Origin of the sequence: Mesorhizobium sp. M0870 (assembly GCF_040319775.1) — a bacterium.
GTDB lineage: Bacteria > Pseudomonadota > Alphaproteobacteria > Rhizobiales > Rhizobiaceae > Mesorhizobium.
The window spans coordinates 21,699-47,360 of the sequence record NZ_JAMYOI010000006.1; the positions used below are offsets into that span (position 1 = coordinate 21,699).

The window sequence follows — 25,662 nt, forward strand, 5'->3', positions numbered from 1 at the left end:
TCAACCCTCTCCCCGTTTCGACGGAGAGAGGGTAAGGGTGAGGGGCAGAGCCAACTCGCCGCGTTGTCGCGATGCAGCCGACCGGCTCGTTTCCATTTGAGGATTTTCCGATGCCCTACACGCCTGCCGAAAACCGCTATGAAAAGATGATCTACAACCGCTGTGGCCGCTCCGGCCTGAAGCTGCCGGCAATCTCGCTGGGGTTGTGGCATAATTTCGGCAACGACACGCCGCACAAGACCAAGCAGGCGATCGCGCGCAAGGCCTTCGACCTCGGCATCACGCATTTCGACCTCGCCAACAATTACGGTCCGCCGCCCGGTTCTGCCGAGACCGCTTTCGGCGAAATCCTGCGCACCGACTTCGCCGCCTACCGCGACGAACTGATCATCTCGACGAAGGCCGGCTACGAAATGTGGGCCGGCCCCTACGGCGAATGGGGCGGGCGCAAATACATTCTGGCCAGCCTCGACCAGAGCCTGAAGCGCATGGGGCTCGACTATGTCGATATCTTCTATTCGCACCGTTTCGACCCCGACACGCCGCTGGAAGAAACGATGGGTGCGCTCGACCATGCGGTGCGCTCGGGCAAGGCGCTCTATGCCGGCATCTCGTCCTACAATTCGCAGCGCACGCGCGAGGCCGCCGATATATTGAAGCAGCTTGGCACGCCTTGCGTCATCCACCAGCCGAGCTATTCGATGCTGAACCGCTGGGTGGAGGAAGACGGCCTGCTCGACACGCTCGAAGGGCTCGGCGTCGGCTCCATCGTGTTCTCGCCGCTGGCGCAAGGCATGCTGACCAACAAGTATCTCGGCGGCATTCCGGACGGCAGCCGTGCTTCCCAGGGCAAGTCGCTGAAGACAGCCTTCATCAACGACAAGACCATCGCCAACATCAAGGCGCTCGACGCCATCGCCAGCAAGCGTGGGCAGACGCTGGCGCAGATGGCGCTGGCCTGGGTGCTGCGCAAGGGCAGGGTGACCTCGGCGCTGATCGGCGCCAGCCGGCCGGAGCAGGTCGAGGACTGCGTCGGCGCGCTCAAGGTGCTCGACTTCAGCGATGCCGAACTCGCCGAGATCGATACCTACGCCCGGGAGTCCGATATCAATCTGTGGGCAGCTTCGGCCGAGCGCAAAGGCCCGCCGCGAAAATAAACCACTCAAGCCGGCAAAATAAGAGCGGCGGGCACTCCCGCCGTTTTTCATGGGAAGCCAAATGGCCGCGGTTCAGGGCGTTTTCGGTTTCTGCGCCGTGCCGAGTCCCGCCTTGGGTTTGGCAGGCGCCGGAGCAGAGCTTTTCATCTTCGCCTCGATCCAGCCGGTGTAGTTGGCCAGCCGCGTGTAGATGCCGTAGGCGTCCTTGTGGCCGCAGGCCGCACTGCCGTCAGCCGGGCCTTCGCCCCAGCTGACGACGCCGATTTGGACCGGGCCTTCGGCACCGGTCATGAACAGCGGGCCGCCACTGTCGCCGTTGCAGGCATCGCGCACGCCGCTGGTGGTGCCGGCGCAGATCATGTTGCCGGTCAGCGGGTCGGTCATGTCGGCGGCGATCGCATTGGCGGCCGCGTCGATGCCTTTTTCCGAATAGCGCATACGGCGCGACAGATCGCCAAGTGCTGCCTTCAGATCACGCGCATAGATGGCCTTGATGCCGCTGTTGCAGGCCTGGTTCGGCTGCAGGTCGAGATCGGCGACCATCAGCGTGGTCGGAAAGGTGCCGTCCTGCATCTTGCCCCAGCCGGTGACGGTCGTCTTGCCGGTGTCGGGCGTTGCCTCATGGGCGACCTTGATGGTCGGCGCGTCGGCCGGTTCGGCAAGCCGAAGCAGCCCGAGGTCGTTGTCGAGGGTCTGCTCGCTGTAGCCTTCGTTGACGATGACCTCCACCACCTTGTGGCGCTTGCCTTCGCTGAGATCGGTTGCACCGGTCAGCACGGTGACGCTCTCGGGCGAAACCGGCTGGCCCTTGTCGTTGAGGCAGTGTGCTGCCGTCAGCACCCATTGCGGCGCGATCAGGCTGCCGCCGCAGAATTGGGCGTTGGCCTGCGATGCCGGATTCTCGTCCAGCCTGTCGGTGGTGAGCAGCGCGACCTGGAACGGGTAGACTCCCTTTTCGGCCTGGTTGCCGCCATAGACGCGGTCGGCCGCGTCGGGGTTCTCCGCCGCTGCAATCGCCCTGGCTTCCGTCACGCGCTTCATTGGCGAGACCGCTGCCTCCGGTCGGGCGACCGCTTCGTCGGCCTGGGTGAAATTGGCTGCCGCAAGGACGGCCGCGATGCCGAGCAGCGATGCGGCGGCGATCGGCCTGAACCGATGGATGATGTTCACCTGAAGCCCTCCTGAGACATGTACCCGAGCGGACCAGCCCCGGCACATGATCAACGAAACAAGCCTCAGCCTGGGGATCAGACCGCGCAGCACAGTTGTTGCGGCACGGCAGGAACACCAAGTCGGGCACCGCTTCGCGGATCGCGTTCCTGTGCAGACCTCGCTCAAAATCCTATAGCCCCCCACGGGCTATGTGGAAGCGATTTGTCATTCCAATGTTGTATTAATTTAGGCAATATATCCGCGCGAGTGCCTCTGGCGGGACCTCGACAGACTGTAGGGGTAATGATCAGGTCAGGCACCGGTAATCAAAAACTCCTTTTTTGGCCTCACCACGATCTCGACAATATTTCTGTATCTTGATCCAGTCCTTGCTGACTTTTGGGAGAGTCTCACCATGACAAAACTGACAAACGCACTTGTTGCGTCCACATTGCTTTCCACCGCAATGTGGGCGGTTCCAGCTTTCGCCGCCGATCCTGGCTCCGCCAGTGCCGGCAATGGCGAAAGCGCGCGCGACGCGACTTCAGGCGACTACAAGCCCGGGCGGGCAAAGCCAATCGCGCCACCGAAGCTGACCGACGAAGACAGCCGCGCCGCGCCGCTTGCCGACGAGGCAACGGCTGTCAAATCCTACGGCATCGTCGGACGGTCCGCCGATGGCAAGGAGATCAAGATCGAGCCGAGCGAAGCGCTGCGGGAGCTTATCATCAAGGAACTGAACGCTCCGGCCACTGGAAAAGACGGGGCTGAGCGCAAGACCGAGGATCCGGACCTCGGCGAAGGCGAAGCCGGCCGCCAGGTTTTCGGCACCGACGATCGCGAGCAGGTCAAGAACACCAAGACCTATCCGTTCTCGGCAATAGGCTATCTCGAAGCCAAATCGCCGAAGACGGGCAGCTTCGGCAGCTGTTCGGCAACGCTGATCGGTCCGCGAACCGTACTCACCGCCGCGCACTGCCTCTACAGTCATGAGGACAAGGATTGGCTCTCCGACTACCTGTTCGTGCCGGGCCTTAACGGCAGCACGGCCGACGACGCACCGTTCGGCGCCTTCGCCTTCGAAAGCGCCTATGTGCTGCAAGGCTTCATCGACAACTACCAGGGCTATTACGGGTCGGTCCTGCTGTGGGATCTCGGCATCGTCACGCTGAAGCAGGATGTCGGCACCAATCTCGGCTGGCTGGGCTATGCCAACTATGAGGATCTCGGCGATTTCACCGCCAATCTCGTCGGCTATCCCGGCGACAAGCCGATGGGCACGATGTGGAAGGCAAACTGCGAAGTGCACGCCGAAAACATCGCGCCGGAATATTTCCAGTATGACTGCGATACGTTCCCAGGGTCGAGCGGGAGCTCGGTCTATGCTTACGACAACAAGGCCAAGCAGCGCATCGTCACCGGTGTCAACGTGGCGGAAAGCCCCGACGCGAACACCGCCGTGCGCCTGAACGCTGCCAACGTCCAGTGGATCAACAGCCTGTATAAGTAATCGCTGCGCATTCGCGATGGAGACAAAGGCGGCGGCGCAATCCCGCCGCCTTTTTCGCCGCTATTTGGCTGCGGATGCAGGCGGGCCGTTGCGCACATAGTTCTCGATTGCCGAAGCGAAAGTGGGAGAACCCGCCTTGCGCTGCTTGTCTATGTAGCCGGCAAAATAGCTCCAGAAAGAGACGGCATAGTCACGGAAATAAGCATCGGTCACTTTGCGCGAACACAAATCGCCGTCGATGCAGAAGGACAGCCGGTTGAGGAAATAGACGATGCGATCGAAATTCTCGCTGAAATCGGCGAGCGGCATGTCGCCGCCGGAGGCAGTCATCGCCTCGATGCCGATGCGTTGCCGGAACACCTGCTCCTCGGTCGGCGATGGGTTGGCGCTGAGCAGATTGTCATATTTGGCGTTGAGCGCCGTCAGACGATCTTTCAGCGCACGCTGCGCCTGCTGGTAGTCTTTGTTTTCCCAGAGCTCGACAAGCGACATGGTCTGCTCGACGCGCTTCTGCTCCTGGTTGGCCAGGAACTGGTAGACCGAGAACATCAGGGTGAAGATGATGGCGAGGCGCACGGCCATGCCCGACCAGGCATAAACCAGCATGCGCCAGTCGCGGTCGGTGAACGGGTTGCCCTCCTTCTTGATCTCGTGGCTGCTCGGCCACGGAAAGCCTTCCGTGGTTTCCGGCAAGGTCTGTTTCGCCGTTGGCGCCTTTGCAGGCGCGGCAGCCGCTGTTTGCCTGGTGTTGCCCGCCGGCTTCTTCATCCGCAGGTGTCCAGTTCGATGGTGGCGGAGGGATCCAATACGATGCCTGGCGCCTCCAGCTTCTTTTTCAGGCATTCCAGCTGCAGGCGCGAAATCATGAACTGGACATCAGGGTCCGCCGCACCCTTGTTCGGTGACGGCAAGGCTTCGACGACGCCGCGCGAGGCGCAGTTGCTGAGATCGACGACAACCGCGTCGCTGCCGCTTTTGGCGAACTGGTCGTACTGATCGAGAAAACACGTCGCCAGTTCCGAGTTGGTGACGATCTGCTTGACGCACAGGCCGCAGGCATCGTCCGCCGAAGCGTTGGCGATCAGCAGCAGGCCGCCGGCAAGGCCGGCTACCGTTCCACGCCAGGAAAACACAGAATTCTTCACAATCGATCCTATCCGTTTCATCCGGCCGTCATGCGTCAGCGGCCGGGAATGTTCTCATATCGCGCCGATCGCGCAAGAGCCGCCGCAGAGCCCTGCGCGCCGGCATCCGCTCAGGCGCGCGGCACCGTCTCCATCGGGAAGATCATCACCGCGCCCTTCGGGCCGCTCTTGTCGGCAAGCCGCATCACCGAGCGGGTTGCCGGCGCCATGCCGAGATCGGTCAGCATGTCGGAGAAGCCGGCAGAGTCCATTCCGCGTGTCGCCGAGGCGACGCCGTCCTGTGCCAGGAAGCTCAGATCCTGCTTCTCGCTCTCCGGCGGCGCCTCGGTCAAAACCGCGATCATCCGCTCCATGCCGAAACTGGTGTCGGTGAAAGCCAGCAGCCCCTCTTCGAGCATGGCTTGCGGGGCGAGGCGTTCGGCAACGATATGGGTGATCGAATAATCGCTGCCGACATAGAGCACATTGATGTCGACCAGCAGATCCGAACCGTTCTTGGCCAGCACATGCACTTCGTCGCCCGGCGAGACGCGCGGCACCACCGAGGCCTGCAGCGGTTCGAGGCCATTCTTGTCGCGGCGTTTGACCTGGAACTGGACGTCGACCTCGGGCTTGTAGTCTGAGGCCGCCGCCAGCCGCGAAAGCCCGGTGGCACGGAAGATGGTGCGCAGGTTCCTGGTCGTTGCATCGGCCAGTTTCTGGCGGTCGTGAATGATGATCAGCGGCGGTTTGCCGCCCTCCTTCAAGGTCACGTCGCCCGACGCCGGCAGGAACCACAGCGCCGGCTTAGCGGTCGCATCCTTGGCGGCGCCGGGAACGGCATTCTCGCGCATCACCGCGAGGCGGAGGTCGGCGCTCTTGCCGGGCTCGACCAGCTCGATGTTGAAGCCGGTCTCCCTGGCTATGGCCAGTTCGTCGAGAACCGCATTGACCAGAGCGGTTTCCTTCTCAAGTCCCTTGGCCGCGGCCGGCCGCGCCAAGACGAGCTTGTAGTCGACGGCGATCTCCGCCACCCGCGCATAGGAATTGGCGGGAATGTCGACGACTTTGAGCGCCGGCTTCTTGTCGAACTCGACCGGCTTGACGCGGCTTTCCAGGTTTTTTGCCGACTGCACTTCCAAAAATCCGACAGCGTCGGACAGCGGCGATAGCGCCGACGGCAGGATGGCGAGCTTGCTGCCGGGGGTGAGGCGGTGCAGCAGGCCGGCGCCGATCGTCGCTTCGCCGTCCTTGATGACGACAGGCCACTGCATGACCGCGTCGGTCTTGTCGGTGCCGAACACCCGCGCATCCAGTTCGCCCTCGAACAGCGGTGTCGGCCGGGTGCGGCTGTCGGCCGAATATTGCTGCAGCACGGCCTGGCCGAGCTGGCGATAGGTGACGTTGGGATTCTCGGCCAGTTTCGACAGGATGGTGAAGGTGAACAGGCCGAACCGCGGCGCATCCGCGATGCCCTTAGGCAGCGGCATTTCCGGTGTCGTCTCCACCGTCTGCGCGGCATAGAAGGCGACCAGTTTGCCCTTGGTGATCGGTTCGCCACCGGTCGGCGTCAGGGTGAAGGCGGGCTTGCGCGTGCCATTGTCGTCGACGCCGCGCGAGCCGGCGACCGAAATCACCTCGTCATAGGCCTTGATCGCGGCAGCCCGCTCGGCCTCGTTGCCGCCGACCAGGTCGGCGAACTCGACCTTGCGCTCCAACTCGTCATCGACCTCGACGGCGCGTGTCGCGGTGCCGGAATGGCAGCAGTCGAACACGACCCAGACGAAAGCGCCCTTGTCGCGAATGGCGTCGAGTGCCGCGCCGATCTCGTTGTCGATCAGCGCATTGGGCACGCCGGCATCGCGGTTGATCCATTTGCCGATATCGACGGGCAGGAAGATCTCGTCGAGCCCGTCGGTTTCGTCGCCCTTGACCATCTGCGGCTGCTGGGCGCCGTGACCGGACAGATGCAGATAGACGAAATCGTCGCGCTGAACCTTGGCGGCAAGGTCGGCCAATGCGGCCTTGATGGCCGCATGGGTCGGCAGGCCACTGGCGCCGGGGACATCCTTGGCGAGCAGCGTGACGTTCTCCGGCGCGAACCGCACCGGGTCGGGCACATTCTTCAGGAGATAGTCGCGGACGAGGGCTGCGTCGTTCTTCGGCCCGACCAGCCAATTCCTCTGCGGAAGGTTGGGATATTCGGTGCAGGCGACCAGCAGCGCATGATAGGTGCGCGATGCGGCCATGGTCCGGAACGACACCATGCCGGCCATGGTCAAAGCGGACGTGCCGACCAGCAGCGTCCGCCGCGTCAATTTGATCATGATTGCTTCCCCAAGCCCGACCGAAATTCCAAGCGCGGCAATCCTCGCTGAAGATATTGTCAGTATTTTGAACGTTACATCGCAGAGCAACCTGCCTGTTGCCCCGCTCCGATCGATGTTCTCGACCGCCTTGCGGGCAGAATGCTGGAAACAGTAGCAAAAATGCCTGTTCGTCGCTATCTGGATGGGTACATGGATAGTTTGTGCGCGGCGCAAGCGACGGAAGGCGAGTTGGAAACAGGATCATGGCGGCAAGGGATGTGCTGACGAAGAACCAGCTGTGCGTGCTCGAGAAACTCGAGACCGCCAGCGGACCGCTCAGTGCCTATACCTTGCTCGACCAACTGCGCGAGCGCGGTTTTCGCGCGCCTCTGCAGGTCTATCGAGCGCTCGACACGCTGGTGAAGTCAGGTTTCGTGCACCGGCTCGAAAGCATCAATTCTTTCGTCGCCTGCGCCGAGCCGCACGACCACAGCCATTCGATGACCGCCTTCGCGATATGCGACACATGTGGGCAGGTGACCGAAATGTCCGACCACGATGTCGGCCACAGCTTGGACGAATGGGTGCGCTCGACAGGCTTCGCCGCCAAGAAGGCGGTGATCGAGTTTCGCGGGACGTGTGCCAAGTGCCTGGCCGAAGCGGCTTGAGGCCCATCGCTTCGTCATCCTAGGGTCTACGCCGCGTCGCTTCGCTCCTTGCTTCGCCCTAGGATGACGAAGAGGCGGAGCGTCAATGCGCCTCGTCCCAGTTGTTGGCGGCGCGCGCATCGACATGCAGCGGCACCGACATCGATACCGCTGGCATCGCCGCGTTCTCCATGACATGACGGACGACCGGGATCGTCGCCTCGACTTCCGCCTCGACGGTCTCGAAAATCAGTTCGTCATGCACCTGCAGCAGCATGCGTGCGGAAAGCCCTGCTTTTTCCAGCGCCTCCTCCATGCGGATCATGGCACGGCGGATGATATCGGCGGCGGTGCCTTGCAATCGGGCGTTGATCGAGGCGCGCTCGTTGAACGCGCGGATCGAGGGGTTGGACGAGCGGATGTCCGGATAATGGATGCGGCGGCCGAAGATCGTTTCGACAAAACCGTGCTCGCGGGCATAGGCCTTGGTCTCCTCGATATAGTCTCGGATGCCGGGGAAGCGCTCGAAATATTTCTTGATGTAGTTGCCGGCCTCCTCGCGCGGGATCGACAGCTGGTTGGCGAGGCCGAAGGCCGAGATGCCGTAGATAATGCCGAAATTGATCGCCTTGGCGCGGCGACGGACTTCCGAAGGCATGCCCTCGACCGGCACGTTGAACATCTCAGACGCGGTGATGGCGTGGATATCGGCGCCGTCGGCGAAAGCCTGCCGCAATTGCGGGATCTCGGCGACATGGGCGAGCACCCGCAGTTCGATCTGGCTGTAGTCGGCCGAGACCAGCCGATGGCTCTTGTCGGTGATGAAGGCGGTCCTGATCTTGCGGCCTTCGGCGGTGCGCACCGGGATGTTCTGCAGGTTCGGATCGGAGGACGACAGGCGTCCCGTCGTCGTCGCGGCCAGCGCGTAGGAGGTGTGAACGCGCTTGGTGTCGGGGTGGATGAAGCCCGGCAGCGCATCGGTATAGGTCGATTTCAGCTTGGTCAGCTGGCGCCAGTCGACGATCTTGCGCGGCAGTTCGTGACCTTCGGCGGCGAGATCTTCGAGAAGCTGCGCCGAGGTCGACCACTGGCCGGTCTTGGTCTTGGAACCGCCGGGCAGGCCCATGCGTCCGAACAGGATGTCGCCAAGCTGTTTTGGCGAGCCGATGTTGATGCGCTCGCCGATGAGCTGGTAGATTTCCTCTTCGAGGCGAGCGGCGCCCTGGGCCAGTTCGCCCGAGAGCCGCGACAGGATCTGCCGGTCGACCGAGATGCCGCGCTGTTCCATGCGCGCCAGCACCGGCACCAGCGGCCGCTCCAGCCGCTCATAGACCGACACTAGGCCTTTGGCGGCAAGCCGCGGTTTCAGCACCAGCCAGAGCCGCAGCGTCATATCGGCGTCTTCGGCGGCATGAGCGGTCGCCTTGTCGATGTCGACCTGATCGAAACCGACGGAGCTTTTGCCGGAGCCGGTGACGTCCTTGAGCAGGAGAGGGGTATGACCCAGCCATTTCTCGGCTAGCGAGCCCAGGCCGTGACCATGGGGCGTGCCGGCATCGAGCACGTAGGAGATCAGCATGGTGTCGTCGAACGGTGCGACATCGATGCCGTAGCGGCTCACGATGACAAGATCGTATTTAAGATTCTGCGCCACCTTGAGAACCGATCGGTCTTCGAGCAGCGGTTTCAGCACGGCCAGCGCCTCGCGCAGCGGAATCTGGTTTTCGAGCGCGCCACCACCGAGCAGGTCGCCATTGCCGCTCATGTGGGCAAAAGGAATGTAGGCGGCGCGGCCGGGCGCTGTGGCGATGGCCATGCCGATCAGTTCGGCCTGCATCGGATCAGCCGATGTTGCCCTGACATCAAAGGCGGCGATGCCCGCCTCCCGTGCCTCGGCCACCCAGGCTTTCAGGGCCGAGATATCGCGGATGCAGTGATAGGCCGAAGTGTCGATCTTGCCGGTGGCCGCGCGCTCCAGCCTTAGTGCCGCGAGCAGGGAAGGGGTATCGCCTTGTTTTGACGTCTCCGCCGTCCCGCCGGCTTCGTCCGATCCAGTGCCGGACGCGTTTCGGGCAACCGGCGGCAAACCGGCCCCAACATCCGGGCCATGGGCATGGTCGGCGCGTTCGACGGTGACCGCGACGGCCTGGACATCGCCGGCCTCGGTGCTGGTCGCCTCCGCGACACGGCGGGTCAGCGAGGTGAATTCCATGGTCTTCAAGAAACCGATCAGCTTCGGGCCGTCCGGCGCGTGCAGGACGAAATCCTCCAGTCCCTCGGTCACCGGCACATCGTTCATCAGCGTCACCAGCTGACGCGAAATGCGCGCCTTGTCGGCGTTGGCGATGATCGATTCGCGCCTCTTGTCCTGCTTGATCTCGCCGGCCCGGGCCAGCAGCGTGTCGAGGTCACCGAACTGTTCGAGCAGTTGCGCCGCCGTCTTCGGCCCTATGCCGGGCACACCAGGCACATTGTCGACCGAATCGCCGGTCAGCGCCTGCAGATCGACCATCTTTTCCGGCGGCACGCCCCATTTCTCGATCACCTCCGGGATTCCGATCTGGCGGTCCTTCATCGGGTCGTACATGGCGACCGTGTCGCCGACCAGCTGCATCAGATCCTTGTCGGAGGAGATGATGGTGGTGTCGCCGCCAGCTTCGCAGGCCAGCCTCGCATAGGTGGCGATCAGATCGTCGGCCTCGTAGCCTTCGATCTCGACGCAGGGCAGGTTGAACGCCCTGGTCGCCTGGCGGATCAGGCCGAATTGCGGGATCAGATCTTCCGGCGGTGCCGAGCGGTTGGCCTTGTATTCGGGGTAGAGGTCGTTGCGGAAGGTCTTCGACGAATAATCGAAAATGACGGCGAAATGCGTCGGCACAATGCCTACATCGGTGTTGCGGGCGTCGAGCATCAGCTTCCACAGCATGTTGCAGAAGCCGGAAACGGCGCCCACCGGCAGGCCGTCGGATTTGCGGGTCAGCGGCGGCAGCGCGTGATAGGCACGGAAGATGTAGCCGGAGCCGTCGACAAGGAAGAGATGATCGCCTTTTTTCATGTCGGCAGGGATAGCGCGGCGCGGCGGCTTGGTCCATGCCAAAGGCAGCCTCGACTATCGGTTCCGGCAACACCCTGACAGATCGCCGTCACCCCGCTCACGCCTATGTTACAAAACTGTAATTTTCGTGCCCTTGAATCGCCACGTTCAGAGACCCAAATACACGTCATCGGCAGTTTTCGCCGAGTCCGGAGCAAGGCCCGTCCCCCGCCTATCCCGGACACCTGCGGCAGCCTATCCCCCCTCTCCGGGCTGCCGCATCGTTTCGAGTAGAAGGCCGCCGTGGTTCCCCCTCCACCACGGCGGTCTTTTTTATCCCAGACAGACGTTTGCAGCCCGTGGTCCAATGATCGCGGGCTTTTCGTTTTGCTGTCCTGCCTTTACGGTTCGGGTTCTGAATCGAAAGGCTTCACATATGTCCGCAGTTTCCCCCGTCCTCGACCGTCTCGACAAGAATCTCGACCAGAGCCTCGAACGCCTGTTCGGCCTGCTCAGGATCAAGTCGATCTCCACCGATCCGGCCTATGCCGCCGACTGCCGCAAGGCGGCCGAATGGCTCGTGGCGGAGCTCAAGCTGATCGGCTTCGATGCCAGTGTGCGCGACACGCCCGGACACCCGATGGTGGTCGCCCATCACGATGGCCCGGCCGGTTCGCCGCATGTGCTGTTTTACGGCCATTATGACGTGCAGCCGGTCGATCCGATCGAATTGTGGGAAAGCGACCCGTTCGCGCCTGCTGTCAAGGAGGTCGGGCCGGACCACAAGGTGATCACTGGTCGGGGATCGGCCGACGATAAGGGCCAGTTGATGACCTTCGTCGAGGCTTGCCGCGCCTGGAAACAGGTGCACGGCAATCTGCCTTGCCGCATCACCATCCTGTTCGAGGGCGAAGAGGAATCCGGCTCGCCCTCGTTGAAGCCGTTCCTCGAAGCCAATGCCGACGAACTCAAGGCCGATTTCGCGCTGGTCTGCGATACTGGCATGTGGGACCGCGACACGCCGTCGATCTGCGTCGGGCTGCGCGGGCTGGTCGGTGAGGAGATCACGGTGAAGGCGGCCGATCGCGACCTGCATTCGGGCCTCTATGGGGGTGCCGCCGCCAACCCGATCCGCATCCTGGCCAAGGTGCTGGCCGATATCCACGACAAGGACGGTCACATCACCATTCCCGGCTTCTATGACGGCGTCGAGGAAACGCCGTCGCAGATCCTGAAATCTTGGGAGACGCTGGGCGAGACCGCCGAGACGTTCCTGGGACCGGTCGGCCTGTCGATCCCGTCGGGCGAAAAGGGCCGCTCCGTGCTGGAGTTGACCTGGGCGCGGCCGACGGCCGAGTTCAACGGCATCATCGGCGGCTACACCGGCAAGGGCTTCAAAACGGTGATCGCGGCGGAAGCCTCGGCGAAGGTGTCGTTTCGCCTCGTCCACAAGCAGGATCCCAAGAAAATCCGCGCCGCGTTCCAGAAGTTCGTCAAGGAGCGGATTCCGGCCGACTGCTCGGTCGAATTCCATCCGCATGGCGGCTCGCCGGCAATCCAGCTTTCCTACGACTCGCCCTTCCTGGCCAAGGCCAAGGATGCGCTGTCCGACGAATGGCCGAAGCCGGCGGTGACGACGGGCAGCGGCGGGTCGATCCCGGTGGTCGGCGACTTCCAGACCTATCTCGGCATGGAATCGCTGCTGGTCGGGTTCGGCCTCGACGACGACCGCATCCACTCGCCCAACGAGAAATACGAGCTCAGCTCCTTCCACAAGGGCCAGCGCTCCTGGGCGCGGATTCTCGATGCGCTGACCCGCTGACGCGGCGTGAAAATCAACTTTCAGTTGATTTTTCAGCGGAACGCGGCGAGGACGGGCCACAAGACAAAGCGCTACAGCGTCCCTTGCGGGTCAAGGGACGCGCAAGGCTCGACCGGAGAAGACAATGGCCGATATCCGTTTCCACAAGCATGATCTGCCCGACCTCTCGCACTACAATGTCGGGGCAGTGGCCATCGACACCGAAACGCTGGGGCTCAATCCGCATCGCGACCGGCTGTGCGTGGTGCAGATTTCGCCTGGCGACGGCACGGCCGATGTGATCCAGATCGCGCCCGGCCAGAAGAAGGCGCCGAACCTCGTCAGCCTGCTGCGGAACCGCGGCGTAACCAAGCTGTTCCACTACGGACGCTTCGACCTTGCCGTGCTCTACAATGCGTTCGGCGTCATGCCCGAGCCGGTGTTCTGCACCAAGATCGCCTCGCGGCTGACCCGCACCTACACCGACCGCCACGGGCTGAAGGACATCTGCTTCGAGCTTCTTGGCGTCGGCCTCTCCAAGGCGCAGCAATCGTCGGACTGGGCGGCCGAGACGCTGTCGCCCGAACAGCTCGAATATGCAGCTTCCGATGTGCTCTATCTGCACCGGTTGCGCGATGTGCTTGCCGGACGGCTGGCGCGCGATGGGCGGATCAAGGAAGCCGATGCCTGCTTCCGCTTCCTGCCGACGCGTGCCAAGCTTGACCTGATGGGCTGGGACGAAGAGGATATCTTCGCCCATAGCTGACGGTCGTCAGCGCGCTCCGCGGCCGGTGAGCGTTTGGAACCGGATGCAGGCCGCCGCGTTCTGTCGGCTCAGTTTGTCGGTGCAATTGGGGGATGATGACATGGCGGACAGAAAGCCGATTGCGACCGCACCGACAGATGGCTCCAAGGTCTCCGTGACCTGGAAGGACAGCGACGGCGTCATCAACGAATCCATCGCGCAATATCGCGACGACGGCTGGTGGGTCTATATCGACAGTCACACGCGAAAGAAGGTCGAGCCGACCAGTTGGCGCCCTGCCGCAAGCGACGATGACGATCAATGATGGCGCCGCTGGTGAGGCCGGCCGCTTTCGAATAGCCTGAAGCTGTTGATATCGAGGCCGATTCGGAGCTTTCCGTTCCGCCGTCGTCCTCTTGCTCGGAGGAACTCTCTATGGGTGTCGAAAGCCTGCTCGTCTTCATCATCATCGGTGCCATCGCCGGCTGGCTCGCCGGTCTTATCGTTTCCGGCTTCGGCTTCGGTCTGATCGGCAACATCATTGTCGGTATCGTCGGCGCGTTCATCGCTGGCTGGCTGTTCCCGAGGATCGGATTTTCCATCGGCGGCGGCACTCTCGCCGCGATCATCCATGCCACAATCGGCGCCATCATCCTGCTGGTGCTGGTCAAGGTCCTGAAACGAGCCTGAAGCTCGACAACGCAAAGAGCGCGCCATGAAACAGAATACGCTCTATCTCGTCATTGGCGCGCTCGTCGTCGTGGTCATTGCGCTCGGCATCTACGTCTATCGCGAGCAGACCAAACCCAAAGGCGTCGAACTCAAGATCGACGACAAGGGCATTTCGATCCAGCAGAACTAAGCCATGCGGGAGCGCGACATGGTTGCTTCTGACGCCCCGGAAGGCGTCGATCAGCCTGGGATTACCGTGGCGGAATGGGAGAGGCTGAACAGGCCGCCGAGGCGCGAGGCGCTGTTGCGCTATCATTGGCGGGTGTTTCGCTTCCTGAGAGCGTCCGCGCCGGTCAGCGAATTGCAGGGGCAAGAGCAGGTATTCCGTGATGCGGTCGTCGCCACCGTGGCCTTCAACCGGCCAGACGTGATCGAATGGCAGATCCACCTGGTGCGCCGATACCTTGCCGAGCACGAGAGCTACATCGTCTTCGACAACAGCAAGAAGGACGAGGCGAGGCAAGCAATCCGCGATCTCTGCCGTCGTCAGCATGTCCCCTATGTGGCATTGCCGAGGAACAGGCTGGTCGTCAGCAGATCGCACGGCCAAGCGCTCAACTGGATCGTGCGGAATTTCTTGCCTGGGTTCGGGCCGAAGCTGTTCGGCTTCATCGATCATGACATCTTTCCGACTGAACCATTTTCGATCCGCGCCCGGATGGAGGACAAAAGCCTCTACGGCAGCGTGCGGCGCGATACGCCGACGCCAGGGGGCTGGTTCCTGTGGCCCGGCTTCTGTTTTTTCGATGGAAGCCTGTTGCGGCGGCGGCTGGATTTCGCCCCGAGCTACAAGTTTCATATGGATTCCGGCGGCGGCAACTGGCCGGTGCTCTACAGGTCGATCGATCCGGCGCTGGTTCGGTTCGCTGAAAACAAATCGCTTCGCTTCGGCGCTGGACATGATCAATCCGAGGATTTTTTCATGGTGGTCGATGGCTGGCTGCACGTGACGAACGCCTCAAACTGGAGACGACAGCAGCTTGACAGGGGCGAACACATTCTCGCGCTGTTGCGGCAAGCCGGCGGTCCCGACCAGCCGGATGTGAAGTTCGAGCCCATCTGAACGAGACACCGAACAGCGTGGTGGCAGTGACCTGCAAAGAGCAGACGCTGGCCTTTTTGGCTGCCCAACCCCCAAGGCCGGCATTCGAACACGACTTAACCCGCCCTTAAATCGCCGCATCTACTCTTCAACCCGAACGCCATAGGCATCGGGGATATCAAGCACAGCGCATGGCGAACCGCAGAGACAGTCGCATCGAACCCAGTTTCGAGGGGCCGCCGCAGGCGCGGTCCTCGGCGGGTCTTTCGGTGAACGAGGAGGATCGCGTCGTGCCGAGCAATCGCAAAGTCTCCGCAAAACGCAAGCCGGCCAAAGGGAAATCGTCGCGGGCCAAGCGCGGCAGAAGCCGGCGCGGCCTGTTCGGTGTGCTCGGCCGGCTGTTCTACTGGTGCTTCGTGTTCGCCATCTGGGGCGGCATCGCGGGGGCCGGCATCGTCATCTACTATGGCGCCAAGATGCCGGCGGCGACGACCTGGTCGATCCCCGACCGCGCCCCCAACATCAAGATCGTCTCTGCCGACGGCCAATTGCTCGCCAATCGCGGCATGAGCGGTGGCGAGGCCGTCGGCCTGCATGAAATGTCGCCCTATATCCCGGAAGCCGTGATCGCCATCGAAGATCGGCGCTTCTACTCGCATTTCGGCATCGACCCGATCGGGCTTTCTCGCGCCATGGTCACCAATGTGCTTGGCGGGCATTTCTCGCAGGGTGGCTCGACGCTGACCCAGCAATTGGCCAAGAACCTGTTCCTGACACCCGACCGCACGCTGGAGCGCAAGGTGCAGGAGGTGCTGCTGGCGCTGTGGCTGGAGCACAAGCACACCAAGGACCAGATCCTCGAAATGTACCTCAACCGGGTCTATTTCGGTTCCGGCGCCTATGGCGTCGAGGCCGCCTCGCGCCGCTATTTCGGCAAGAGCGCGCGTGACGTCACCCTGTCGGAAGCCGCATTGCTTGCCGGCCTGTTGAAGGCGCCGTCGCGGCTGTCGCCGGCACGTGATCCGAAGGCCGCCGAGGAACGCTCGCAACTGGTGCTTGCCGCCATGCGCGACGAGGGAAAGATCAGCGCCAATGAACTGACCTCGGCAATGAGCGCGCCGGCAACGCGTGCGCCGTCCTACTGGACCGGCTCGGAGAATTACGTCGCCGACACCATCATGGAAGAATTGCCCGACCTGATCGGCGACGTGCGCGGCGACATCGTCATCGACAGCACCGTCGACCTGAACCTGCAAAAGCTCGCCGAACAGTCGATCCGCAGGCTGATCGACGACAGCGGCAAGAAGCTCAACGTCAGCCAGGGCGCCCTGGTGTCGATCGACGATTCCGGCGCGGTGCGCGCCATGGTCGGCGGCTACGACTATTCGACGAGCCAGTTCGACCGTGCTTCGGAGGCACGTCGCCAGCCGGGCTCGGCGTTCAAGCCGTTCGTCTATATGGCCGCGCTCGAAGCCGGTCGCACGCCCGACAGCATCCGCAACGATGCGCCGATCAAGATCGGCAATTGGACACCCGACAATTACGGCGGCAAGTATTTCGGCAAGGTGACGCTGGCCACCGCGCTGGCCAAGTCTCTGAACTCGGTGGCCGCGCAGCTGACCATGGAGGTCGGGCCGAACGCGGTAGTCGAGGCGGCCCACCGCATGGGCATCCAGTCCGACCTGATAGCCAACACCTCGATCGCGCTCGGCACTTCGGAAGTGACGCCGCTGGAGCTGACCTCGGCCTATGTCCCATTCGCCAATGGCGGCTACAAGCCCGACATCCACTTCATCCGGCGCGTGACGACCACCGAGGGCAAAGTGCTTTACGACAGCGGCGGCGGCAGCGCGCCGCGCGTCGTCAAGCCTGAGATCGTGGGCATGATGAACTCGATGATGACGGGCACGGTTGAGATCGGCACTGCCCGGAAAGCGGCTTTCGCCTGGCCATCGGCCGGCAAGACCGGCACCAGTCAGAATTCGCGCGACGCCTGGTTCGTCGGCTACACCGCCAACCTCACCACCGGTGTGTGGTTCGGCAATGATGATGGCAGCCCGATGAAGAAGGTCACCGGCGGCGCACTGCCGGCGCAGGCCTGGCACGAGTTCATGGTTGCGGCCCACGAGGGTGTGCCGGTGCGGCCGCTGCCCGGCACCTGGAAATCGACGCCGGCCGACACAATCGTCCCCGACGAGATCCCCTCGGCGAACAACACGGCGCCGGTTCCGCCAACGTCGGTCGGCCAGCAGGCTCCGGCGCGGCCAGCAGCGCCGGTTGCCCAAGCGCCGTCCCGCGCGGCCCGTCCCGCCCAAACCGTCGATGCCGATGGCCTTTCCATGCCAGAGGATGACGGCGCCACCGCATCGATCAAGCACCCGGTGCCGCCAGGCGACGTCGGCGGTCCGCGCAAAAAGCGGCAGACCTCGATCCTCGACCTCCTTGGCGGCTGATCCGATCCGTTAATTCCGTGGTTTGGCGTTGCCCAATTTCTTGCTGTCAAAGGTCAGTTTGTCGCTGTGAATCTTGCCATCGCGGACGGTAAGGTGCTTGGCGCAGGAAAGCGCGCCGGACGACTTTGTCATCAAGTCATACATCAGCAGCGCCTGGTGATCGTCGCCGAAAGCAGCGATCATGCGCACACCGGTCACATCCTGTGAAAGTTTGGTCAGGCCCTTCAGGTAGGGGGCCTTGCCGGTCGATTGCTGCATCGGCCCATCAAAAACGACGTCGTCGGCGACATAGGATGCTGCCTTTTCGAGGTCGTGGCCTGTCCACGCCTTGGTGAAGGCCGTGGCGATGTCGAGGGGTGCTGTCTGTGTCATGGCTCTGTCCGATTGATTTGATGTGAAACCCCGCACCCTTGTCCTGCACTCCCGAACCAACGGCGAGTTGGCTTCCCGGTTCCTCCTTTGACGTGAATGGTGACATTTCGGCCTCTCGCCACCTCGGCGGCGTTCGGCTACATCTGCCGGCCGGAGACCTTGAAATGACTGAACTCGACACCAGAAAGACCATCGTGCTGACCGGCGCCAGCCGCGGCATCGGCCACGCCACCGTCAAGCGTTTTTCGCGCGAGGGCTGGCGCGTCATCACCTGCTCCAGGCAGGCTTTCGCCGAGGATTGCCCGTGGCCGGCCGGGCCGGAAGACCACATCAAGGTCGATCTCGCCGATCAGGAGGATGTCGGCATCGCCGTCTCCGAAATCCGCCACCGGCTGGAAGCGCATGGCGGCCAGTTGCATGCACTGGTCAACAATGCCGGCATTTCGCCGAAGCTCAAGGACGGCAACAGCCGCATGGATTCGATCGACACGCCGATGCATGTCTGGCGCGACGTGTTCCAGGTCAATTTCTTCGCGCCGATCATGCTGGCGCGCGGCCTGTTCAAGGAACTGGCGGCGGCCAAGGGCTCGATCGTCAACGTAACCTCGATCGCCGGAACCCGCGTGCATCCCTTCGCCGGCACGGCCTACGCCACATCGAAAGCGGCACTCGGCTCGCTGACGCGCGAGATGGCACATGATTTCGGCCCGCACGGCATCCGCGTCAATGCCATTGCGCCCGGCGAGATCGACACCGCGATCCTGTCGCCGGGCACTGACAAGATCGTCGAGACCATTCCTCTCAGGCGCCTTGGCACCACGGCGGAAGTCGCCGACATCATCTTCTTCCTGTGTTCGCAGCAGGCGTCCTACGTGACCGGCTCGGAAATCCACATCAATGGCGGTCAGCACGTGTGACAAAAGAGGGTGCTCATCCGGTTATTGTGAGAACGGCTTTGCCGCTGAAGCTGCGCTGTCGCAGTGCGTTCAGCGCTTGGGCGATGTCTGTCCACGGCACGGTCAAGGCCACGCGCGTTTCGAGCCGGCCGGCTGCGACCAGAGCGAGCAGCGAGGCGATGTCCTCGCCAATGCCTGGACCAGACGTGTAGTACGCGAAAGTCTGAAGCCTCGCCCCTTCGTGATTCGGAACGAACTGGCGAAATCCAATGGGCGTCAGTTCGCCGCTGCTCGAACCGAACATGACGATGGTCCCGCCAGGGGCGACGCGCTCGATCGCGTGAGCGAGGCTTTTGCCGCCCACCGACTCCGTGATCAGCGAGAACGGTCCCTCGGCCAGATCGATCGCTTCGACAACCTGCTCGGCTCCAAGGCCGCGGAGATCCTCGGCGTGCCGGGCGGCGGCGACAGCGGTCACGAATCCGCCCTGATGGCGGGCGAGCTGGATCTGGAAACGACCGACCGCACCGCTTGCGCCGGTGATCAAGACCTGCTGGCCGGCGAGGTCCCCGCCATGGCGTAGAGTCCTCAGCGCCGTCGTACCGGCGACCGGAAGCGTAGCTGCGGAAACGAAGCTGACGTCATCCGGCAGGACGGCGAGACGGTCGGTTGGGACTGCGATGCGTTCGGTCCAACCAGCCTCGTCGACCAACGCGACAACCCGGGCGCCGACGGTTGGCCCGGAACCATCGGCTGCTCTTCGTTCGACAATCCCCGCAATGTCCTGGCCGGGTATCCAACCCTTGGGGCGTATGGCAAGCAGGCGCAGTTCGCCGCGATTCAACGAAGTCGCGTGGACCGAGACAAGTGCTTCATTCGAGGCCGGTTGAGGCTCGGCGACGTCGGCGAGCCTCAACCCGGTCGCGTTTTCTGGAGAGATGACCAGGGCAAGCATGGGCGTACCTTGTTGCTGGCTTGTCGGTGCCAGCTTGCGTTGGAAAGCACTGCAAGCTGAGTACCCACGTAGGTAGCGGGCCATACCGCCGGGGGCGCGCAGCGTCACGAGATCAACCCTGCGCGAACCGAAGCCTATCGACTTTCGCGGTTAAAGAATTTAGCTATCGTGGCGTTTCATCGCTAATAACAGTCAATCATGAGACAGCCCCTCAGCTACCCCTGGCTCGATCTCGATGTGGATGACCCAGCCGCGCTGGCGATTGCCGTGCGCGTCGACATCCCCGACACCCGAGCGGAAGTCCCCGCCCATCGGCACCGCAAAGGCCAGCTCGTCTTCGCGCTCGGCGGCGGCGTCACATGCCGCGTTCCAAGCGGTCTATGGATGGTGCCGCCGCATTGCGGGGTGTGGATCCCCGGCGGCATGGAGCACAGCAATGTCGCAACCGCCAACGCCCGGATTTTTTTCGTCTACATAGAGCCGGGCGCCGCCGACCTGCCGGAGCGGTGCTGCACACTTTCGATCTCGCCACTGCTGCGCGAATTGATCATCGAGCTTTCCGATCGGCTGCAGGACGACGAGGCGAGGGGCGAGCTCTTGACCAAGATACTGCTCACCGAGTTGCCACGCATGCCTGTCCAGCAATTGCACCTGCCGATCTCATCCGAGCCGCGCTTGAACAGGATCGCCGAAGCGTTGGCGCAGGACCCCGCCGACCGCAGCACACTGGCGGAATGGGCCAATCGCGTCGCGCTCAGCGAAAGCAGCCTCGCCCGCCTTGTGACAAAGGAGACAGGGCTGAGTTTCGGGCGCTGGCGCCAGCAATTGCACTTGATCGTTGCAATTCGGGAACTGGCTTCCGGCAAGAGTGTCCAGCAGGTCTCGGGCGATCTCGGCTATGGTTCCGTTACGGCCTTCATCACCATGTTCAAGAAGGCGCTTGGGAAGCCGCCGGCCAAATACCTCAGTGGTATCGCGCAAAATGGCGGCTCTGCATTCGTGGCGTGATGCTCGCTTGAAAGGGTGGTCGAGCCGATCACGGTGCCAGCGTGCGAGAGTGCAGCCTGGGCTTTGGAACTCAGGCCACCGATGGCTCGGCGGTTTCGCGCCTCAACTCCGGTTTGGGACCGAGAACTTCTTCCACAATCCCGCGCGCAATCTCGCGTTCACCCATGATCACCGTATCGGCGCCCAAACCCTTGAGATGTTCGACCTCGGCGTCGGAATGGGCACGAGCGATGACGTTGATGCCAGGGTTGGCGGTGCGGGCTCGGAGCACGATCTGGCCGGCTTCGAAGGCATTGGGGATGGCAAGGATCAGCCGGCTGGCGCCTTCGGGATTGGCGGCGGCGAACACTTCGGCATTGGCCGCATTGCCGGCGACGGTCTCGATGCTGTCCGCTTTCAATTTCGCCAGCGTCTTGTCGGCGTCCTCGATGACCAGGAAGGGCATTGCCGCGTCTTTCAGCGCCGAGCCGACCAGGCCACCGACACGGCCGTAGCCGATCAGGATAGCATGGCCGGTGAGTGCCGTCTTTGGAGGCGGGCCGTCCTCCTTTTTCGTCGTTGCCGCGACAGAGGCTACCTGGCCCGGCTCCGTCGCCGGACCAACCGGTTTTGCCTCGACCGGTGGTGCCGTCCTGGCGGCGCGCCGTTCCAGCCACGGCTTCATCCAGTCGATGGCCAGGAACATCAGCGGGTTGAGGACAATCGACAGGATCGCACCGGCCAGAATGAGGTCGCGGCCCTGTTCCGGCAGCAGCTTCAGCCCGACGCCGAGTTCAGCCAGAATGAAGGAGAATTCGCCGATCTGGGCAAGGCTTGCCGAAATTATCAGCGCCGTGGCGATGGGATAGCCGAAGGCGACAACGATGGCGAATGCGGCCAGTGATTTGCCAATGACGATGATGGCCAGCGTCGCCAGGATCGGCCAGCCATTGCTGATCAGGCTGAACGGGTCGAACAGCATGCCGACCGAGACGAAGAACAGCACGGAGAAGGCATCGCGCAGCGGCAGCGATTCCTCGGCGGCGCGGTGGCTGAGCTCGGACTCGCTCATGATCATGCCGGCGAAGAAGGCGCCCAGCGCCAGCGAGACACCGAATAGTTTTGCCGCACCGAAGGCGACGCCGAGCGCGATGGCCAAAACCGCCAGCCGGAACAGTTCGCGCGAGCCGGTATGGGCGACGTAATGCAGGATCCAGGGAATGACCCGGCGGCCGACCACCAGCATGACGATCACGAAAGCGGCGACCTTGGCCAGCGTGATGCCGACGACGCCCCAGATGCCGTAGCTGGCCGGCAGCGACAGCAGGCCGCTCGCATGGGCGTCAGCCTGCTCCTGACCGCCGAGCACGCCGGCCAGCGCCGGCAGCAGCACCAGCGCCAGCACCATGGCCAGATCCTCGACGATCAGCCAGCCGACGGCGATGCGGCCGCGCTCGGTCTCGATCATCCGCCGTTCCTGCAGGGCACGCAGCAGCACCACGGTCGAGGCCACCGACAGCGCCAGGCCGAACACCAGCCCCGCGCCCATCGACCAGCCAAGCATCCAGGCAAGACCGGCGCCAAGTGCGGTGGCAAAGCCGATCTGGACGATGGCGCCCGGCACGGCGATGGCACGCACCGACAGCAGATCCTTGAGCGAGAAGTGCAGCCCGACGCCGAACATCAGGAGGATGACGCCGATTTCGGCCAGTTCGTTGGCAAGGCCGGCATCGGCGACGAAGCCAGGCGTGTTCGGCCCGACCAGCACGCCGGCTACGAGATAGCCGACCAGCGGCGGAATGCGGAAGCGATTGGCGAGAGCCCCGAAGACGAAAGCCAGCCCCAGACCGGCGACGATGGTGGCGATAAGGGGCGTGTCATGCGGCATTGTCTATGGAGCGCCTTTCAAAAACAGCGATGTTGGATGAGCGCCGCCCAAAGCCGCCGCCTGTTTGCAATATGGTGGATGGTATGTCGGCGATGCAACCCGCAAAGCCATGAAATCGACGGCGCTGCCGCAAATATTTGACCGGCAGCCGAGAAAGCTGCCGGTCAAATCGGAATTTGTGCGGTGCTATTCGTCTCGATCGGTCAGGGCCGATCGACAATGATCAGGCTGCCTGCAGCAAGGCCTCGATTTCCGGTATGGCATGGTTGGTCAATGTCTTGGGAATTTCGGCGGTCACCTTGTCCCCGACCTCCTTATGCAGCTTTTTGCGCATTGTCCCAAGCACCACCGGCGGTGCGACGAGCACGATCTCGCTGAATTCGCCGTCATGCGCGAGCTTGTAGAGCCGGGCGGCGATTTCATCGGCGAAACGCTCCTTGCCGATGCGGTGCCAGTCCGTATCCTCGACTGCGCTGCGGTGTACGGAGGGACCATCATTGTATCGGCCCGGGCTGTCACTGCCTTGCTCGCGGGTGGGCGGGTTGTCCTGCTGCATTTCCTGCACCACCTCGAGATTCGGATATTTGTTGTCGCCGGCGTTTCGGAGGAAAAGCGCCTTCTCGCCATCGGCCACCATGACCCAGATACCGTGCTTGAGTATGATTGTGTTCATGATGACAGGCTCCTTTTCAGCCGCGTGGTGGCCTTTCGTGGCGTTCCGCAGCCGGGGTTTCGATCCGATATGACAGGCCTTTTGAGAACGCGCCCCGAGCCACTAATGTTCCAGTCGGCAGCCGCGTCGGCGTTGGACATTCTGGCTATCCAGAGTTCGCGGCTTTAATCTACTAATTTGGTAGAATTTAGAAAAAACGGTTTTGCGGCTTTTCTCCCCGGGCGCTAAAAGACCCGGAAAACAAGGCCTGCGACAGCAGCTTGAATCCGCTCCATCTGTAAACGAGAAATATTTTTCTCTTGGCCGGGATGCTTTCAGAAAAGCAATTGCATCCCGATAAGGGATGCGCGAGTGCGTTCCTTCTGGTTTCTCGCGCCCGCGCGTAGAACTGCAAGCTCATTCAGGATTCCGCTCGCGTCCATGTCGCACACTGCTCCCAAGCTCAATGCCTTCCCCGTGTTCATGCGGGTCGAGGGCGAAGCTGTGGCCATCGTTGGCGGCGGCGAAGAGGCGCTGGCCAAGGCGCGGCTGATCGGACAGTCGAGTGCGGTCCTGCGGATTATCGCGGAACACGCCGAGCCTGACCTGCTCGCCTTCGTCGCCCAGGCCGGCGCGAGCCATTTTGCCGCCGCTTACGACGCATCGCAGCTCGAAGGCGCGATCATGGTGTTTGCCGCCAGCGGCGACGAGGAACTCGACCGTCGGGTGGCTGCGGATGCGCGCCGCCTAAGCATTCCGGTCAATGCCGTCGATCGGCCTGAGCTTTGCGATTTCTTCACCCCGGCGCTGGTCAACCGCGCGCCAGTCGCCATCGCCATCGGCACCGAAGGCGCCGGGCCGGTGCTTGCGCAGATGCTGCGCGGCCGCATCGACCGTATGCTGTCGCCGTCGCTCGGGCCGCTGGCAACGCTTGCCGCTTCGTTTCGCGGGGCTGCCGAGAAGCTGCTGCCGAGAGGCAATGCCCGGCGCCGCTTCTGGAATGATTTCTTCACTGGTGCTCCTGCACGCGCGGCTGAAATCGGTCAGCTTTCGCAGGCGCATGATGCTGCCGTCGATCTCCTGCTTTCGAATGCGCCGGCTCGCGGCCACATCGCGCTGGTCGGTGCCGGTCCGGGCGCCGAGGATCTTCTGACCTTGCGCGCACACCGCCTGCTGATGGAAGCCGATGTCATCGTCCATGACGCGCTGGTGCCGGAGGCGGTGGTTGCCATGGGTCGCCGCGATGCCGAGCGTCTGCCGGTCGGAAAGCGCAAGGGCTGTCACACCAAGAGCCAGGCTGAGATCAATGCGCTGCTGGTCGAGCTTGGCCGTGAAGGCAAGCGTGTCGTGCGGCTGAAGTCAGGCGATCCGCTGGTGTTCGGCCGGGCCGGCGAAGAGATGGCGGCACTTCGCGATGCCGGCATCGCCTATGAGGTGGTTCCGGGCGTCACCGCGGCCTTTGCCGCCGCCGCCGATTTCGAACTGCCGCTGACCTTGCGCGGTGTCTCCTCGTCGATGGTGTTCACCACCGGCCACGACCTCAAGGGCAATTCGCTGCCCGACTGGGCCAAGCTCGCCATTTCCGGCGCCACCGTCGCCGTTTATATGGGCCGCTCGGTGGCCGCCGAGGTTGCCGGACGGCTGATCGAGGCGGGTCTGTCGCCAGATACGGCGGTGGCCGTGGTCGAGAATGCCAGCCTCGCCAACCGGCGTCGCTTCCACGGCACGCTTGCCGACCTGCCGTCGCTGGAAACGCGCGCCGATCTTTCCGGCCCGGTCATGACCATCATCGGCGATGCGGTCGCCGGCGCCAACTTTGAACGGTCCGAGCCGCTGGCGGCACACAGGCATGAAGGCGCGTCCAGTTCGGTCGCCGAAGGAGTTCAGCAATGAAGATACTGACCGCCAACCGCCTCACCGACGGTATTGCCGTCTGGTACGCCGATGGCGGCTGGGCCGAGACGGTGGACCATGCCGACCTCGCCCATGACAAGGCAGCCGAGGACAGGCTCGAGGCGACCGGCGCCAAGGCCTATGCCGCCAACGAAGTGGTCGACGTCAATTTGATCGACGCTGAAGTCGTCAACGGCGTCGTCCAACCGGTGCGGCTGCGCGAGAAGATCCGCGCCGCCGGCCCGACCATTCGCAACGATCTCGGCAAGCAGGCTGCGCGGGCAGCATAACCAAGACACCAGGCATGGGCGGA

23 protein-coding genes are annotated in these 25,662 nt (G+C 63.1%); 14 read left to right on the plus strand and 9 right to left on the minus strand.

The genetic code is table 11. From position 1 onward, the window contains the following. Window positions 1-110: 110 nt before the first annotated feature. Entirely contained in the window at window positions 111-1,157 is a 1,047-nt protein-coding gene (mgrA, locus tag NKH97_RS09185) for an L-glyceraldehyde 3-phosphate reductase (RefSeq protein WP_023812497.1), read from the plus strand. Between the two features lie 72 nt (window positions 1,158-1,229). On the opposite strand, the gene NKH97_RS09190 is transcribed toward mgrA, so the two are convergent. Then, window positions 1,230-2,327 (minus strand): S1 family serine peptidase, encoded by a 1,098-nt coding sequence (locus NKH97_RS09190; RefSeq protein ID WP_023812498.1) that lies wholly within the window; start codon window positions 2,325-2,327, stop codon window positions 1,230-1,232. A 397-nt stretch (window positions 2,328-2,724) separates the two neighbouring features. Here NKH97_RS09190 and NKH97_RS09195 point away from each other — a divergent pair, with 397 nt between their 5' ends. Continuing rightward, window positions 2,725-3,819: a trypsin-like serine peptidase gene (locus tag NKH97_RS09195; protein ID WP_352761591.1), complete on the plus strand. Its 1,095-nt coding sequence runs from the start codon at window positions 2,725-2,727 to the stop codon at window positions 3,817-3,819. A gap of 60 nt (window positions 3,820-3,879) precedes the next feature. Here NKH97_RS09195 and NKH97_RS09200 read toward each other — a convergent pair whose 3' ends face one another. The 3 genes from NKH97_RS09200 to NKH97_RS09210 all read right to left on the minus strand — a co-directional run bounded on the left by NKH97_RS09200 (window position 3,880) and on the right by NKH97_RS09210 (window position 7,270). After that, window positions 3,880-4,587 (minus strand): DUF4760 domain-containing protein, encoded by a 708-nt coding sequence (locus tag NKH97_RS09200; protein ID WP_023812500.1) that lies wholly within the window; start codon window positions 4,585-4,587, stop codon window positions 3,880-3,882. Beyond that, window positions 4,584-4,964, minus strand: a complete 381-nt coding sequence (locus NKH97_RS09205) for a hypothetical protein (RefSeq protein WP_031213534.1) — start codon at window positions 4,962-4,964, stop codon at window positions 4,584-4,586. The genes NKH97_RS09200 and NKH97_RS09205 overlap by 4 nt, the downstream gene beginning before the upstream one ends. Window positions 4,965-5,074: 110 nt before the next feature. Beyond that, complete coding sequence (locus NKH97_RS09210; protein WP_023812502.1) at window positions 5,075-7,270, minus strand: caspase family protein; 2,196 nt, start codon at window positions 7,268-7,270, stop codon at window positions 5,075-5,077. A gap of 245 nt (window positions 7,271-7,515) precedes the next feature. Between NKH97_RS09210 and NKH97_RS09215 the strand changes: the two genes are divergently transcribed. Beyond that, a complete protein-coding gene (locus NKH97_RS09215; protein ID WP_013529546.1) occupies window positions 7,516-7,920 on the plus strand; it encodes a Fur family transcriptional regulator in 405 nt (134 codons plus the stop codon). Window positions 7,921-8,002: 82 nt separating this feature from the next. Here NKH97_RS09215 and polA read toward each other — a convergent pair whose 3' ends face one another. Continuing rightward, complete coding sequence (polA, locus tag NKH97_RS09220) at window positions 8,003-10,954, minus strand: DNA polymerase I (RefSeq protein WP_352796601.1); 2,952 nt, start codon at window positions 10,952-10,954, stop codon at window positions 8,003-8,005. 415 nt (window positions 10,955-11,369) lie between these two features. On the opposite strand from polA, the gene NKH97_RS09225 reads away from it, so the two are divergent. The 7 genes from NKH97_RS09225 to NKH97_RS09255 all read left to right on the plus strand — a co-directional run bounded on the left by NKH97_RS09225 (window position 11,370) and on the right by NKH97_RS09255 (window position 17,706). After that, the gene (locus NKH97_RS09225) at window positions 11,370-12,755 is read left to right on the plus strand and encodes a M20/M25/M40 family metallo-hydrolase (protein WP_352610150.1); all 1,386 of its coding nucleotides are present in this window, start codon (window positions 11,370-11,372) and stop codon (window positions 12,753-12,755) included. Between the two features lie 124 nt (window positions 12,756-12,879). Continuing rightward, window positions 12,880-13,500, plus strand: coding sequence for a ribonuclease D (locus NKH97_RS09230; RefSeq protein ID WP_031213535.1), 621 nt, complete (start codon window positions 12,880-12,882; stop codon window positions 13,498-13,500). Between the two features lie 100 nt (window positions 13,501-13,600). Next, entirely contained in the window at window positions 13,601-13,804 is a 204-nt protein-coding gene (locus tag NKH97_RS09235; protein ID WP_023812506.1) for a hypothetical protein, read from the plus strand. A gap of 110 nt (window positions 13,805-13,914) precedes the next feature. After that, window positions 13,915-14,169, plus strand: a complete 255-nt coding sequence (locus NKH97_RS09240; RefSeq protein ID WP_013529551.1) for a GlsB/YeaQ/YmgE family stress response membrane protein — start codon at window positions 13,915-13,917, stop codon at window positions 14,167-14,169. Between the two features lie 25 nt (window positions 14,170-14,194). After that, window positions 14,195-14,341 (plus strand): hypothetical protein, encoded by a 147-nt coding sequence (locus tag NKH97_RS09245; protein WP_013529552.1) that lies wholly within the window; start codon window positions 14,195-14,197, stop codon window positions 14,339-14,341. 18 nt (window positions 14,342-14,359) lie between these two features. After that, on the plus strand, window positions 14,360-15,274 hold the full coding sequence (locus NKH97_RS09250) for a hypothetical protein (RefSeq protein WP_023812507.1): 915 nt from the start codon (window positions 14,360-14,362) through the stop codon (window positions 15,272-15,274). Between the two features lie 170 nt (window positions 15,275-15,444). Next, on the plus strand, window positions 15,445-17,706 hold the full coding sequence (locus NKH97_RS09255; protein ID WP_023812508.1) for a transglycosylase domain-containing protein: 2,262 nt from the start codon (window positions 15,445-15,447) through the stop codon (window positions 17,704-17,706). Between the two features lie 9 nt (window positions 17,707-17,715). On the opposite strand, the gene NKH97_RS09260 is transcribed toward NKH97_RS09255, so the two are convergent. Next, on the minus strand, window positions 17,716-18,078 hold the full coding sequence (locus tag NKH97_RS09260; RefSeq protein ID WP_023812509.1) for a nuclear transport factor 2 family protein: 363 nt from the start codon (window positions 18,076-18,078) through the stop codon (window positions 17,716-17,718). 164 nt (window positions 18,079-18,242) lie between these two features. Between NKH97_RS09260 and NKH97_RS09265 the strand changes: the two genes are divergently transcribed. Next, window positions 18,243-18,995: an SDR family NAD(P)-dependent oxidoreductase gene (locus NKH97_RS09265; protein WP_023812510.1), complete on the plus strand. Its 753-nt coding sequence runs from the start codon at window positions 18,243-18,245 to the stop codon at window positions 18,993-18,995. Between the two features lie 13 nt (window positions 18,996-19,008). Here the strand turns inward: NKH97_RS09265 and NKH97_RS09270 are convergent, their stop codons facing one another. Further along, window positions 19,009-19,929, minus strand: coding sequence for a zinc-binding dehydrogenase (locus NKH97_RS09270; RefSeq protein ID WP_023812511.1), 921 nt, complete (start codon window positions 19,927-19,929; stop codon window positions 19,009-19,011). Window positions 19,930-20,127: 198 nt separating this feature from the next. On the opposite strand from NKH97_RS09270, the gene NKH97_RS09275 reads away from it, so the two are divergent. Next, the gene (locus NKH97_RS09275) at window positions 20,128-20,937 is read left to right on the plus strand and encodes an AraC family transcriptional regulator (RefSeq protein WP_023812512.1); all 810 of its coding nucleotides are present in this window, start codon (window positions 20,128-20,130) and stop codon (window positions 20,935-20,937) included. Window positions 20,938-21,007: 70 nt separating this feature from the next. Here the strand turns inward: NKH97_RS09275 and NKH97_RS09280 are convergent, their stop codons facing one another. Together NKH97_RS09280 and NKH97_RS09285 are read right to left on the minus strand one after the other, a co-directional pair. Next, window positions 21,008-22,804 (minus strand): cation:proton antiporter domain-containing protein, encoded by a 1,797-nt coding sequence (locus NKH97_RS09280; RefSeq protein WP_352610164.1) that lies wholly within the window; start codon window positions 22,802-22,804, stop codon window positions 21,008-21,010. 223 nt (window positions 22,805-23,027) lie between these two features. Further along, complete coding sequence (locus NKH97_RS09285) at window positions 23,028-23,477, minus strand: baeRF12 domain-containing protein (RefSeq protein WP_023812513.1); 450 nt, start codon at window positions 23,475-23,477, stop codon at window positions 23,028-23,030. A 420-nt stretch (window positions 23,478-23,897) separates the two neighbouring features. On the opposite strand from NKH97_RS09285, the gene cysG reads away from it, so the two are divergent. After that, window positions 23,898-25,349, plus strand: a complete 1,452-nt coding sequence (gene cysG / locus NKH97_RS09290; protein WP_023812515.1) for a siroheme synthase CysG — start codon at window positions 23,898-23,900, stop codon at window positions 25,347-25,349. Next, a complete protein-coding gene (locus NKH97_RS09295) occupies window positions 25,346-25,639 on the plus strand; it encodes a DUF2849 domain-containing protein (protein WP_023812516.1) in 294 nt (97 codons plus the stop codon). Before cysG ends, NKH97_RS09295 begins: the two co-directional genes overlap by 4 nt. Window positions 25,640-25,662 lie beyond the last annotated feature (23 nt).